The organism is Natronobacterium gregoryi SP2 (assembly GCF_000230715.2).
Classification (GTDB): domain Archaea; phylum Halobacteriota; class Halobacteria; order Halobacteriales; family Natrialbaceae; genus Natronobacterium; species Natronobacterium gregoryi.
The window spans coordinates 1,268,070-1,280,677 of record NC_019792.1 but is presented as its reverse complement, the minus strand read 5'-3'; the positions used below and the strand labels follow the sequence as shown (position 1 = coordinate 1,280,677).

The following is a 12,608-nucleotide window of genomic DNA, read 5'->3' as shown; positions in this document are numbered from 1 at the left end:
TTCTGTCGACTGCCGCGACGAACCGGCCGATACGACCTCGACCAAGCAGTACAGATTCGGACCGCCGCTAGTACCATCCCAAGCGTGAACCGACTAGTTGAGAGTTGGCCCAAACCAATCACGATTCTCGATCAGGAGTAAAGCGCACTAGTCAGAGTAGACTTGGGGCGCTACTAGTGCTTTGGCAAGCCTGAACGGACGAGTGAAACCGAATGCAGTCGTCTGGGTTCACTCACCAGTCGACGCTTGGCGGAGTACTAGTACCGTCCCAACCGTCGACTGACGGGTCGAATCGACCGACACCGACAGATTCGACCCATCAGTTCAGGCTTGGCCCGCCACTAGAGGTCGACCTCGTCTTCGAGGCCGTGTTCTACGAGAACGTCCGTTATCACCGACGCGGCCCTGTCGCCGACCTCGCCGTCGGGTTCGATCGGTTCCCGCCCGTCGAACGTCTCGTGAACGATCGCGACGCTGTCAGCCAGAAGCTCCAGTCCGTACCCACCCTCCAGGACGAACGCCAGCGCGGCGTCGATTCGGTCCGCGAGACCTCGAATTCGGTCGGTCAGCAGTGCGTAAGCCTCGGTCGAAAGACGGATCCGTGAGATCGGATCGTGTCGGTGGGCGTCGAACCCTGCACTGACGATCAGTAGATCCGGATCGTACGACTCGAGCGCCGCAGCGACCGGACCTTCGATCACCGCGAGGTACTCGGTGTCGTCGGTGCCGGCCGGCATCGGGACGTTCATCGTCGCTCCTTCGCCGTCTCCCTCGCCGCTCTCGCCGAGGTCGCCGGTTCCGGGATAGAGCCCCTGCTCGTGGACCGAGACGAAAAAGACATCGTCACGATCGTAGAAGATATCCTGGGTCCCGTTGCCGTGGTGGACGTCCCAGTCGACGATCGCAACCCGGTCGACGTCGTACTCGTCGCTCTCGAGTGCTTGCTGGGCGGCCACCGCAACGTTGTTCGCAAAACAAAATCCCATCGCGTCGTCGACGACCGCGTGATGACCCGGTGGGCGACCGATCGCGAACGGCGTCTTCCGCCCCGTCGCACCCTCGAGTGCTTTCTCGACCGCCCAGCAGGCCTGTCCGGCGCTGTACCGGATCGCGTCCCAGGTCTCCTCGACGGCGGTCGTATCCGGATCCCAGTTGCCCCCTCCTTCGGCGCAGAACTCCTCGATCGACTCGAGGTACGAGCGGTCGTGGACCGTCGAGATCACGTCGATCCCGACTGGATCGCCCTCGACGTACTCGACACCGTGTTTGCGCTTCAGTCGCTCCCTGATCGCCCGTAGACGATCCGGCGACTCCGGGTGCCGGGGACCGGGGTCGTGCTCGACACAGACCTCGCTGTAACCAAATTGCATCTCACTCGAACAGCGAGAAGTACGTCTTGATGTCGTCGTCCGTGATGGTGCGTCTATCGGCGTGTCGAGCGAGGATCGCCGCTGCAGCCGCGACGTTGTCGGCGTAATCCTCGAGAATGTCTGCGAGAGCGACGCGGGCGTCCATCGAGACGCGGTACCGGTCGTCGATCTCGAGTCGTGCGATGCGGTCGACCGGTGCGACCGGTAGCTCGAGGTCGTCCTTGTCGACGACCTGTTCGACGCCGAAGTCGGCGGCCATCAGCGTCTTCCGGCCGTCCTCGGTCGCGCGCTCGGCAGCGTCGATCGCGAGTTCGCTCCCGTGTTCCTGAATCCGCGTTGCGAGTTCCTTCGACGCATCGGCGCTTACCCGAAGATCACCCGCGTTCCGCCGGATGATCGTATCCACCGGGGCAAACGGGAGTTCGACGTTCATATCATGATAGGCGGAACTGACGCCCTTAACGCTTTTCCTAGCCGGCCGAAGCGATCGCTCGCCCTCTCAGAACACGTCGTTTGCCTCGAGTTGTCCGTCGCGGACGACCCCTCGTGCGGTTACCTCCTCGCCGAGGACGACGTCCGCGTCGGTCACGACGCTCGTCGTCGTCTCACCGTCGTCTAACACGACCGGGTCGCCGGCCTGGACGACGACGCCGGTGAACTCGAGTTCCTCGCCGTCGTCGAGTCCCTCTTCGTCGTCCACGTCGGTTCCGTCGTCGTTGTCCGTGGTCTCGCCGTCGCTTTCGCCCCCGGCGAAGTCGGAAAGCCCCGCGTTGTCGTCGCTTCCCTCGCCGGCTTCTGCAGCGGGACTCGAATCCGACTCAAGCACCGTGATCGTCGACTGCCAGCCCGCGGAGGCCTCCAGATCGTCCTGCCAGCCGTCCTGGATCTCGACGTCGCCTAGCGCGACTTCGTCGCCGGGCCCGATATCGAGGTCTGCCTTCTCGCCCCAAAGCGCGACGCGGATGTCGTCAGTTGCGTCCTGGATTCGGACGTTTCGAACCTGGCCCTCGGAGCCGTCGTCCCGGTCGAAGGTCCGTTTCGGGTCCGCCGAGCGAACGACGCCCGCGAGATCGACCGTCTGACCGATCTCGACGCCCTCGATCGGCGTGCTGTCGGGGACGTACTCGACCTCTTCGTCGACCGTCTCGATCGCGCCGCGGTTGCCGACGTGGAGTTCGAGGTTACCGTCGCGTTCGCGGACGTAGCCGTCGACGACCTCGACGGTCGCGTCGGGCTCGAGCTCCTCGGCCAGTTCCGCCTGCTCGTCCCACAGCGTCACCCGGACGCGCCCCGTCGAGTCGCCGAGTGTGACGTTCGATACCTTCCCCTCGGAGCCGTCGTCCCGGTCGAAGGTTCGGACGCTGTCGGTGTCGAGCACGAGCCCGACCAGGTTGACATTCGAGAGACCGAGCGAGAGGTCCTCGACGGAGTAGGTGTCCGACAGTTGGACGTCGATCTCGGTGTCCTCGTCCGGTTCGGCCTGGTCGACGCTGACCTCGACCCCCGAGAAGCCGTCCTTGGGCCGTCCCTTGATGCGCAAGACGTTGCCTTCCTCGAGTTCCTCGGTCGCTGCCTCGGCTTGCTCGTCCCAGAACGCCGCTCGCACGGAGCCGGTTTCGTCGGCGACTTCGACGTTGACGACGCGGCCGTCCTCGTCTTCGCCGTCGCGTTCGAACGTTCGCATCTCGCCGATCGAGATCACCTTCGCGACGAACTTCGCCTCTTCCATGCCAGGCTCGATGTCCGTCACGCCGCCGACCTCGCTCTCGCCGACCTCGTGAGCGACGAGCATCGCCGCCGTCTCCTCGTCCGCGAGTCCCCCCATCTGCTCGACTTTCGCCTCGACGGCCTCGCGAAACTCCTCGAGAGAGACGTCGGCCTCGAGATCCTCGTAGACACCCTCGATGTCGCTCATTCTATACTCGTGCATGAGTAGCCCGCGCATAAGCGTTGTCCATTCGGCGTCGAAACGAGTGACCGAATACTCGGAGGAGAGCAGCTGAAACGCCTCTAAGGGACTTCGTCTTCCGACGCTGACTCACGAAGGACGACTGCAGTTCGATCGAACTCGATCGGCGAATCATGGTCCGTCTGGTCCCGCGATCGTATATAAATACGTGGCAGTGAACGTGTCTCACTCGCTGCGTCCTGTCCTGTCGCCGAACTCGAGGTCGACTCGTGGGGCTGATACGGAACGCTGTACCGATGTCCCGGCGCGACCGCGCGCTCCTGCGGTCGCGACGTCGCTGGTGTCGGGTACCGTCGATACCGTGCGTACAGCAAGCGTGGGGCGCGTGTGCAGTGTCTTTGCCGACGCCCGTTCTGCCGATAGAGACGAGAGCGCCGCTCGGCGGTGCTTGACTGCAGCAAGTCGGCTGACTCGGCACAGTCTCCCACTCGAGCAGGGATCGTCGCCCCGTCTCCGATCCCTTTCGAAAGGGCTTTAATACTCACCCGCCTACTCGAAGATGAGTCCTGGTAGGGTAGTGGACTATCCTCTTGGCTTGCGGAGCCAGGGACCGGAGTTCAAATCTCCGCCAGGACGTTTTCATCGACACAACAACGCCGAGTGAGCAGTCCGTACCGGTGATTTTCTCCGCCGATCCGAACGACGAAGTCGTGGTTCGGCAGGTCTACTGCCGCCACTGTGAGATGGATTGCCGCCTCGAGTCCCGTGTGACCGCTTCTGATCGCAAGTACACCGTCAGCGACGGACTGTAAGCCGTCTGAGAATAGCGTGGTAATTCGGTCGTTACGTCGCTAACACGTGACAGCCGTCCACACTCGTCTCCTCACAGCGACCCAGGCACGGTTGGTCGTCGAACTCACAGAGCGCCCGAACGTCCGCTTCCGAGAGGAGACGGCCGATCCGATAGGCCTGGTCGTCGCGCAACTGGACACCAGACGTGTGCTCGAAAAACTGCTGGACGGTACATTGTCGCCAGCGGAATTCGCGGGCGGCGCTTTCGCCGCGCTCGGTCAATTCGGCTCCGCAGTAGGGTTCGTGTGCTACAAGTCCTCGCCGTTCGAAGCCGTCGATCGTTTCGGTGACGCTCGCTGCACTAACGCCGAGATGGGCGGCGAGTTCGGTGGTGCCGACCGGTGGCTCGCCGGCCAGCGTTAGCTGCAATAACCCACAGAGGTAGCGTCCTTCGCTGAGGCTGATCGTTCGTTCGCCGTCGGCCACGTCCGCCGCCGCCGTCGCGTCGTCCGGAAGCCTACTCGTCACGGGGAGTCACCTGCCAGTAGACGACCGTCCGTCCGGTCTTCCGGCGCTGCAACTCGCCCTCGGTGACGAGCCGATTGAGTTTCTGGCGTGCGGCTTCCGTCGTGATGCCGAGGACGTCCGAGACATCGGTCGTCGTCACGACCGGTCCATCGACGGCCTCGAAGACGGCAAGGACGTCACCTGCCTCGATCTGCCGGGCGAACTGTCCGTCTTCGTCGCGCTCTCGATTCCGCCGTCTGCAACATCGGTGTTTCTCTCCCCTACCGTCTCGCTCGCATTCGGATGCCATTACGTCCACTACTAGCGTGACTGTGTTTATATACTTTTGCGAGTACCAAAGTGGTACTCGCAAATGACGGGTACATATATCCACACCGGGGCCCGTGAGGTCGATCCCGGTCAGCAGTCGAGCCGAACGGGGACACAGATCGAGTGCCGTCGACCGTGCCGGGACCGTTGGCTCCGTGGCACCTCGAGTTGGCTGATACGGCTTGCTGTACCTATCCGCTCTACTCCCGCCGCGAAGGCGATCATGTTGCCGTCACTGGTACGGTTTACTGTAAGTCATTTCCGGCACAACCGCGACCCGGGCGGCGGTTGCGCCGGTAAATCGGTACAGTAATCCGTATGACGCGGTCGACGATCACGAACTGCCCGAAACCCGACGTCGGTTGCGCGTCGCGACTGATCGGTGACTCCGAACGAACGACACTGGCCACTGCAAGTCGATACACACCTGACTGTACGACGGCTGGCGGTCGGTGTGTCGCTACCGGTAACGTCGTCACTCGCGCACGAAAAACGGGTGAGAGGAGTAAGCCCCCTTCTGTTCGTCCCAGCATTCGGCTAAGCGTCCGCGCCGTTCGCGGCGGAGCCGCGAGATGTTCGGGCTACCACGGCACGGACTTGCACCGGTGAGGGTTCGCCGTTCCATCGCTCCTCGGCCGTCTCAGTGTGGTCAATCGCGCCGTGCGTGTTCGACGGCTCGTGCCGTCGCACTCGGTCGCGGGTCCCGCGTCAGAGACGCGTCGAACCGCGCTCGCAATCCGTGGATTCGAACCACGGGATACCGACCACACTCCCTCTGCGGGTCAACTCCCCTTCCTCGCGGTCGGGTTCGCACGCATCATCGGTCGGGCCGAGACGTGTCGTTTCTGTTCCAGAGCCAGCGGTCTCCCGCCCCGGACTTGCGTCTGGTCACCTGCCCGAACAGGTGGGGGGACTTTCCTCGCGCGCGTCGCACGACGCCCGCGGCAGCCGGGCTCTCTCTCCCACTTTCTATACGAGCCTCGGCCGAATAAGTCACTCGGTCGTCACCGCCACCATCTCGGAATGGAAGCGTTTTAGAAGCGGTACTCCCATGTGTATTCGTATGTCCCAGCAGCGACAGGGCGTCGACCTATCCTACGAAGACGGGGCACGCGCAGTCGAACTCGCGCGTGAAGCCGTCGAATCCTACGTCGAACACGGCCAACGAGAGCAACCAGGGAGTATGCGCGAAACGTTCTACGAACGCACTGGCGCGTTCGTCCGCCTCGAGTCGACGCGCGGCCGAGGCAGCCTTCGAGGCTGTGCTGGCGGCTACCGATCGGACGACCAGCTCGGCCACGTGATCGTCGACGCGGCGATCGAAGCCGCAAGCGAGGACTCTTGTGGTTCGGAAGTCACTCCCTCGGAACTGCCGAACCTCACCGTCTCCATCTGTGCGGTCACCAACGTCGTCCTGACCGACGACCCGGTAGCCGACCTCGAACTCGGTACTCACGGCGTCGCTATCGACGGTGGCGATGGTGGCTGGCTCTACCCCACGGTGCCGGTCCAGAACGGCTGGAGCGAGCGCGAGTATCTCGACCGAACCTGCCGCAAGGCGAAACTCGCGCCGGGAGCCTGGCAGGACGACGACGTCGTCGTCACGCTGTTCGAAGGCCAGGTCTTCCGCGAGCGGGAGGCCGACGGGAGCGTCGAAGAGGTCTAATCTCCAACACAGACGTCACAGCACTCGCGCGGTGTAGCTGTTGGTACTCGAACCGCCGTCTTTTCGTCCGTCCTCGAGCGGTCGGGACAGCGGAAGCAGCGCGAAAGCCCACGATCTTAGTCGTGGAGGAAGTCAGGCAGCGTTACCAGTCGATCAACCGTCGGCGGTGGCCTGACTGTCGTCGTTCCCGCCGTTCGCCCCTGCCGTCTCGACGAGGACGCGCGTCGCCTCGAACCACAGCTGGAGGGCGATCCAGAGTCCGGCGAGGGAGACGGCAACGCTGACGACCTCCGAGAGCAACATCGTCACGACCATTGCGACGTAGAACGTCACCAGGGCGAGGACGACGAGCCTGACGAACAGCCAGTTCGCGAGGTCGAACGTCGATGCCGTCGGCTCGGGGGTAAACGCTGCCATAGCGGGGGTCGGCCGCCGAAAAATATTAGGGTTCCGATAGGTTCGTCACGATGATCGTCCTTCGTCCTCGAGTCGTCGCTCGAGTTCCGACTCGAGCAGATTGTCCAATGCAGTGAAGATGGCGTCGACGAGCAACCAGAGAGCGGCGACGGTTCCAAAGATCAGAACGAGGCTCCCCACGGGACTGATCGGACTCGAGGCCAGTGTGACGATTCCGTTGACGGTCAGGGCGAAGAGGCCGATAGCAGCCAGTTTGGCCGTGAGCCGGTTTACAAGCGGTCTAGGAGAATTCCCCGGGGCTTGAGAGGCGATTCACGATGACGCTTCGAGAATACATCGTGGCAGTGGAGGGCCCCATCCGGACCGGTCCGCCCGCAAACTATTCAAATTGGTAAACAGAATCCGACGGGTTCGGCCTCGGTCAGACACCGCTCGCTCGTCTCCAGGTAGAGAAGCGCATCGACGACACGCCGGTGGAAGACCTCCGCGAGGCCGCGAGCGTCTCGTCGCTGTCGATCCTGCCGCTCGAGCGGCGGGACGATCGCTCTCCAGCGGACGCGGAACCGGTGCCCGACGATCGCCCCGCTCCGATTCGGGACCTGTTCTTCGCGACGCACCCGCAACTCGAGTGTCGGCTCGTGGAGTTACGAGAACTCGAGAAAGCGCGGACGGCCGCGCCGCCGTAGCCGGCTTACTCGTCGAACCCGACCGTCTCGGCGTCTGCCAGACACCGCTCGCTCGCCGCCTCGAGGTCGAACTCTCGGACGACCTCGCCGTTGCGGATGAGGGGTTCGAGCAGCGGGTCGCCGCCCTCGGGGCCGTCGCGGTCGGCGAGCGCGACGTGGTGGCCGCCGTCGGGGGTCCGGTAGACCTGCTTGGTCCCCGAGAGTTTGCCTCGCTTCGAGACCGGCTCTCCTTCGACCTCGACGATGTCGAGGCTGAAGTCGACGCTTGGCGCGTCAGTGATGTAGCTGCCGACGCCGAACCCGTCCGCGACGTCCCGGAGGGTCCGGATGGCATCGGGGCCGATGCCACCGCTGCAGAAGACGTCGACGTCCTCGTAGCCGCGGGCATCGAGTTCCCACCGAACTTCGCGGACGATGTGTCGGAAGTCGCCTCGCCGAGAACTGGTGGTGTCGATGCGGACGCCGTCCAGCCGGTCGCCCAGCGTCTCGGCGGCCAGCAACCCCTCGCTGACCTCGTCCCAGAAGGTGTCGATCAGGGCGATCCGCGGGACGTCCACGGGGACAGCCTCGTCGAAGGCCTGCCAGGCTTCGGCCTGATTGCCCTCACCGAAACAGAACATGAGCGCGTGGGGCATCGTCCCGCCGGGTTCGCGGTCCAAAACGTCGCCCGCCGCCACGTGGGAGAACCCGTCCAGTCCCGCGAGCAACGCGGCGCGTTCGACCGTCGCCGTGATCGAGGGATGGACGTGTCGTGCACCGAACGAGAGAACGAGCGAGTCCGGCCCTGCAACCCGCGCCTCGAGTGCGGCCGTCGCGAAGCCGCTTGGCTGTGAGAGAAACCCCAGAAGAGAGGTCTCGAGCTCGGCGAACTCGAGGTACGGTCCCTCGATTCGCAGTACTGGACCGCCGTCGAACAGTTGGCCGTCGGGCAGCGCGTCGACGTCTACGTTCCGTCCCTCGAGCAGCGTCGCGACATCTTCGATTCCCGTCCAGACCTCGAACTCGCCGGTCGGGAACTGGTCGGCCGTGATCTCGGCGACGACGTCGGGGTTCTTTCCCGCGCTCTCGAGTGTCGTGTGGGTGCGTTCGAAGTAGGCATCGGTAGCGTCCCCCTCGAGAATCGCTTCTGCGGGGATGGTTCCGAACGGAGTCGTCATGTCGCTGACTACCCGTGGTGGGTCAAAAAGGTACTCGTCTGTGGCTGCACGCATCGCAGTCGTCGGCTCCGCCGCTCGACTGGTGGATCGTGGTGCAACTCAGCGACGGGTTGCTCGACTTCGAACCCGTCGGGAGACTCCGTCAGTGACGAACGGTCAACCAGAGATCGGTTCCCGAACCGGCTGCCACTCTGGCCCCATCGAGCCGATAACTGGGCCGCCACCCCCCAGTATCGCGTCGACCACGCCACCGGCCATCTCGGCCATCCCGATTTCGAGTTCGTCCTCGCCTTCGGGCGCTGCCCCGATATGAACGTCTCCGAGGTCGTCGACCGACGGCGCGCGAACGATCGTCACTGCGTCGCCGTCGTCGCTTCGGTCGAGATAGTAGGCACCCGGATAGCCGTCGTCGACCACGTAGGTGTCCTGGCGATCCTCGACGGATTCGGCGTCGTGTCCCTCGAGCAACTGGAGGTAGCCGTCGACGAACTCCGCGGCGTTCTCTCTCGAGGTCCACTCGGTCTGCCAGACGTATGCACTGTGCTCTAATGCGTCGTCGGTCGCGTTCGCGCTCGCTGTGCCGTCGACGTAGGTGACGAGTTCGTCGCCGTCCCAGCCGTCGGTGTAGGGCTGATCGTAGTCGTAGCCTGCGTCTTCCGTGAGGAACTCGTCGCGGTCGACGACGGCCGGCTGGTGGTCGAAGTTTCCGCTGACGAACATCGCGACCATCCCGGCTTCGCCGACCGTCTCGCTTGCGACGTCGCCGTCGATTTCGAACTGCTCCCACTCGTTTCGCGAGCGGTCTGGAATCGTGGCGTCGGGATCGCGGTCGTCTCCCGGTCGGATCACTTCCGAGGACGTCGCCGGCGGATCGTCGTAGGCTGCGTCGACGGCGTCCCAGCCTCCCTGGGACTGCAGGTGGTCGACGTAGTCGGGCCCGTCGTTGTACGGCTGGAAGATCGTAAGGTACAGCCCCCAGTTTGGCTCGCCACCCGACGAGAGACCGCCCGCCGGGAGAACGCAGTCCCATTCCTCGCCACATTGTTGCTCGTAGGCCTGGTCGACCCAGACGGCGTCACCCTCGATGAGGCCGTTCTTGGCGTTGTCCTGGTCGATCGTCTCCCGGTCGTAGCTCGCGAGATCGAAGTGCTGGTCTTGCAGAGCGTGGAGCAACTCGTGGCCGAGAACGACCTCGTCGAGTTCGGGCCTCGTCGGCGTGTCCGAGACGAGTACGATTTCGTCTTTGCCGGGTTCGTAGTAGCCGTCGACGGTGCCACCGTAGAGGGATTCGACCTCTTCGGTGGCAGGGGTCTCCCGATCGACCATGAAAAGCGCCTCGTAGGTGACGCTCGTGTGGAGTTCCTCGTCTGCGGAGAAGTCGACGAAGACGTCTTCTCGTTCGTTGAACTCCTCGCGGTCGATCACCTCGACCGACACCTCTTCCTCGAAAGTCAGCCCGCGAATCGTCTCGACGCGAGCCATCGACCGGTAGGCGACAGCCTCGAGTTCGTTGTCACCGAGGACGGCGTCGTTACGGTCGTCGACTGGCAACTCGTCGTCGTACCAGTACCCCTCGACGTAGCCGACGGTGTCGGTCGTCGAGGGGTCGTCGGAGCGTTCGTCGATCTCGAGCGGGGACGCCTCAGTCAGCGAAAACGGGACCACGCCAGCCGCCACGACGGCGAGCAGCCCGATCGTGGTGGCCGCGAGAAGGGCGACGAGCAACTGCGTTCGGGTCGGTTTCATGGGGGCGAATTACGAAGTCGTACGAAAGGAACCGTAAAAAGCACGGCGGTCGCCTCTCCCACCGCCACACCGTCCAGCGAACGTTTTTACGCTTCGGCGCGAACGACGACACATGTCCATCGAACTCGACCCAACGCGGACGGCTCTCGTCGTAGTCGACATGCAAAACGGCTTCTGCCACCCCGATGGGGCGCTGTACGCACCGGGTAGCGAGGACGCGATCGATCCGGTCTCCGACCTCGTCGACTGGGCGGCCGACGCCGGCGTCTCCGTCGTCTACACGCGGGACGTCCACCCGCCAGACCAGTTCGAGGACGCCCACTACTACGACGAGTTCGATCGGTGGGGCGAACACGTCCTCGAGGGCTCCTGGGAGGCCGAAGTCGTCGAGAAACTGCCGGTCGAGGACGCCGATCACGTCGTCGAAAAACACACCTACGACGCCTTCCAGAAGACCGAACTCGAGGGGTGGCTAAACGCCCGCGGGATCAAAGACTTGGTGTTCTGCGGGACGCTCGCGAACGTCTGTGTCCTCCACAGCGCCGGCAGCGCGGGACTGCGTGACTTCCGGCCGATCCTCGTCGAGGACTGCATCGGATACATCGAGAAAGACCACCGAGAGTACGCCCTGGAACACGCCGACTGGCTGTTCGGCGAGGTCGCGACCAGCGACGACCTCGAGTTCGCGTAGGGAGCCGTCCGAGGGCGAGGGGACCGGTTCGCGCTTGAGGGCGAGGGTGAGGGTGAGGGTGAGGGTGAGGGCGAGGATTTTTGTCCTCTCCTTCGAAGACTCCGATATGCGTGTTTCCCCTAGGGCAGACGGTGAGCGTCGATGAACGGGCGTCGTCTTCGCGTGTTCTACGTCGTCGGCATGGCTCTCTGTTCTATCGCGTTTATCTCGGCGGCGATGAGCGGCGATATACTGTTTGCCGGGACGTTCGGGATCGTCATCGTCTATCTCGGGGCCCGGTACTGGATGGTCGCCACCGGGCGACCCTAAAGCGCGAACCCGTGCAGGCAGGCACATATTTCCTTGGAGAGCGACGCGAGACGTATGGACCCTGCGTCGGTTCCTGTCGTCCCGCCAGCCGTCGAACTGGCAATCTACGGGTACTTCGCTCTCGTCGCGATGGCCGGCTGTTCTCTCTACGGCAGGCTGTGGTTCTCCGTCCGTCACACGCAAACCGGCGACTCCGTGGCGACGACACAGAGCAACAACTAGGGCTGGGCAGGCAGTTTGTCCCAGGACAGAACCTCGCCGCCAGCGTCGGCGACCGCTCCCCATCTCTGGACGTTATACAAGAGAAACCGAGTCCATCGGACTTCGAGATGCAACCGACGACTCGAGGGAGTCTACAGGCTGAGCAGGCCGAGTGTCTCGGGGTCGTACGGAAGACGTTGTCGTCCGTGATGACGAGACGCTTTGCGTCTCGAACCACGTGACCCCGAGGCGGTTCACTCGCGGAAGATCCGGTATGCGCCCTGGCCCGTCGCGACCTCTCGAGTCTCGCCGTCAGGCGTCGTGCTCTCGACGGTGACCGCGCTCACGCCGACGGTCGATCCCGTCCTGATCACGTTCGCCGTTGCCACGAGATCGCCGGTCGCCGGCCGCAGATAGTTGACGTTCAGGTTGATCGTCGCGATGCTGGCAGCGAACGGATCTGCGAGTTCGGTCCGCAAGGAGAGGCCGCCGACGGTGTCGATCAGCGTCGCCGCGATACCGCCGTGGATGTCTGCCCGCCGATCGTCGTCGGTGTTCGGACGGGTGTTAGTTAGCTTTTCGTCGTAGGGAACAGCGAGGGTCATCGTCCCCTGGTCGATGTCCTCGACGGACGTGCCAATCCACGAGAGAAACTCCTGGTGTTCGTCGATGTAGTGCTGGAGAAAGTCCTCGAGACCCGCGAACGTCTCGGGTCCCGGGTAGTCGTCGTCGGTCATGCCTACCCGTCTGCGATCGACCCTCTTTACCCCTGCGTTTCCGGGAGTACGCGCAGAGAGCGGTCGCGTGAAGGGAGCGGATCGTCGCTC

Annotated in this window: 15 protein-coding genes, 1 tRNA gene and 1 other RNA gene; 6 read left to right on the top strand and 11 right to left on the bottom strand. The window is 63.8% G+C overall.

All coding sequences use genetic code 11. The features are described 5' to 3' along the window. Positions 1–341: 341 nt before the first annotated feature. From NATGR_RS06260 to NATGR_RS06250, 3 genes are all read right to left on the bottom strand, one after another. The gene (locus tag NATGR_RS06260) at positions 342–1,370 is read right to left on the bottom strand and encodes a histone deacetylase family protein (protein WP_005575489.1); all 1,029 of its coding nucleotides are present in this window, start codon (positions 1,368–1,370) and stop codon (positions 342–344) included. A gap of 1 nt (position 1,371) precedes the next feature. After that, positions 1,372–1,803: a histone family protein gene (locus NATGR_RS06255; RefSeq protein ID WP_005575488.1), complete on the bottom strand. Its 432-nt coding sequence runs from the start codon at positions 1,801–1,803 to the stop codon at positions 1,372–1,374. 66 nt (positions 1,804–1,869) lie between these two features. Beyond that, positions 1,870–3,285 carry a single-stranded DNA binding protein gene (locus NATGR_RS06250; protein WP_005575486.1) on the bottom strand — a complete coding sequence of 472 codons (1,416 nt, stop codon included), beginning with the start codon at positions 3,283–3,285 and terminating at the stop codon, positions 1,870–1,872. A 557-nt stretch (positions 3,286–3,842) separates the two neighbouring features. On the opposite strand from NATGR_RS06250, the gene NATGR_RS06240 reads away from it, so the two are divergent. After that, positions 3,843–3,915, top strand: a tRNA-Arg gene (locus NATGR_RS06240). Between the two features lie 207 nt (positions 3,916–4,122). Here NATGR_RS06240 and NATGR_RS06235 read toward each other — a convergent pair. The 3 genes from NATGR_RS06235 to rnpB form a co-directional block, all read right to left on the bottom strand. Then, entirely contained in the window at positions 4,123–4,599 is a 477-nt protein-coding gene (locus tag NATGR_RS06235; RefSeq protein WP_005575482.1) for a metal-dependent transcriptional regulator, read from the bottom strand. After that, entirely contained in the window at positions 4,589–4,888 is a 300-nt protein-coding gene (locus tag NATGR_RS06230; RefSeq protein ID WP_005575481.1) for a FaeA/PapI family transcriptional regulator, read from the bottom strand. The genes NATGR_RS06235 and NATGR_RS06230 overlap by 11 nt, the downstream gene beginning before the upstream one ends. 514 nt (positions 4,889–5,402) lie before the next feature. Then, positions 5,403–5,872, bottom strand: an RNA gene (gene rnpB, locus NATGR_RS18600) — RNase P RNA component. Between the two features lie 99 nt (positions 5,873–5,971). Here rnpB and NATGR_RS06225 point away from each other — a divergent pair. Continuing rightward, positions 5,972–6,574, top strand: a complete 603-nt coding sequence (locus tag NATGR_RS06225) for a TIGR00296 family protein (protein ID WP_005575478.1) — start codon at positions 5,972–5,974, stop codon at positions 6,572–6,574. A 153-nt stretch (positions 6,575–6,727) separates the two neighbouring features. Here the strand turns inward: NATGR_RS06225 and NATGR_RS06220 are convergent, their stop codons facing one another. Both NATGR_RS06220 and NATGR_RS20395 read right to left on the bottom strand, forming a co-directional pair. Next, positions 6,728–6,991 carry a hypothetical protein gene (locus tag NATGR_RS06220; protein ID WP_005575476.1) on the bottom strand — a complete coding sequence of 88 codons (264 nt, stop codon included), beginning with the start codon at positions 6,989–6,991 and terminating at the stop codon, positions 6,728–6,730. A gap of 45 nt (positions 6,992–7,036) precedes the next feature. Next, the gene (locus NATGR_RS20395) at positions 7,037–7,171 is read right to left on the bottom strand and encodes a hypothetical protein (RefSeq protein ID WP_269459364.1); all 135 of its coding nucleotides are present in this window, start codon (positions 7,169–7,171) and stop codon (positions 7,037–7,039) included. Positions 7,172–7,464: 293 nt separating this feature from the next. Here NATGR_RS20395 and NATGR_RS06215 point away from each other — a divergent pair, with 293 nt between their 5' ends. After that, positions 7,465–7,677, top strand: a complete 213-nt coding sequence (locus tag NATGR_RS06215; protein ID WP_005575474.1) for a hypothetical protein — start codon at positions 7,465–7,467, stop codon at positions 7,675–7,677. A gap of 5 nt (positions 7,678–7,682) precedes the next feature. Here NATGR_RS06215 and NATGR_RS06210 read toward each other — a convergent pair whose 3' ends face one another. Together NATGR_RS06210 and NATGR_RS06205 are read right to left on the bottom strand one after the other, a co-directional pair. After that, positions 7,683–8,834 (bottom strand): nicotinate phosphoribosyltransferase, encoded by a 1,152-nt coding sequence (locus tag NATGR_RS06210; RefSeq protein WP_049887776.1) that lies wholly within the window; start codon positions 8,832–8,834, stop codon positions 7,683–7,685. 156 nt (positions 8,835–8,990) lie between these two features. Then, positions 8,991–10,580 (bottom strand): Hvo_1808 family surface protein, encoded by a 1,590-nt coding sequence (locus NATGR_RS06205; RefSeq protein ID WP_005575470.1) that lies wholly within the window; start codon positions 10,578–10,580, stop codon positions 8,991–8,993. A 112-nt stretch (positions 10,581–10,692) separates the two neighbouring features. On the opposite strand from NATGR_RS06205, the gene NATGR_RS06200 reads away from it, so the two are divergent. From NATGR_RS06200 to NATGR_RS19875, 3 genes are all read left to right on the top strand, one after another. Further along, positions 10,693–11,271 (top strand): cysteine hydrolase family protein, encoded by a 579-nt coding sequence (locus NATGR_RS06200; RefSeq protein WP_005575468.1) that lies wholly within the window; start codon positions 10,693–10,695, stop codon positions 11,269–11,271. A 141-nt stretch (positions 11,272–11,412) separates the two neighbouring features. After that, positions 11,413–11,580, top strand: coding sequence for a hypothetical protein (locus NATGR_RS19880; protein ID WP_015233395.1), 168 nt, complete (start codon positions 11,413–11,415; stop codon positions 11,578–11,580). 54 nt (positions 11,581–11,634) lie between these two features. Further along, the gene (locus NATGR_RS19875; RefSeq protein ID WP_015233394.1) at positions 11,635–11,802 is read left to right on the top strand and encodes a hypothetical protein; all 168 of its coding nucleotides are present in this window, start codon (positions 11,635–11,637) and stop codon (positions 11,800–11,802) included. Positions 11,803–12,035: 233 nt separating this feature from the next. Here NATGR_RS19875 and NATGR_RS06195 read toward each other — a convergent pair whose 3' ends face one another. Further along, positions 12,036–12,518 (bottom strand): PaaI family thioesterase, encoded by a 483-nt coding sequence (locus NATGR_RS06195; protein WP_005575465.1) that lies wholly within the window; start codon positions 12,516–12,518, stop codon positions 12,036–12,038. Positions 12,519–12,608 lie beyond the last annotated feature (90 nt).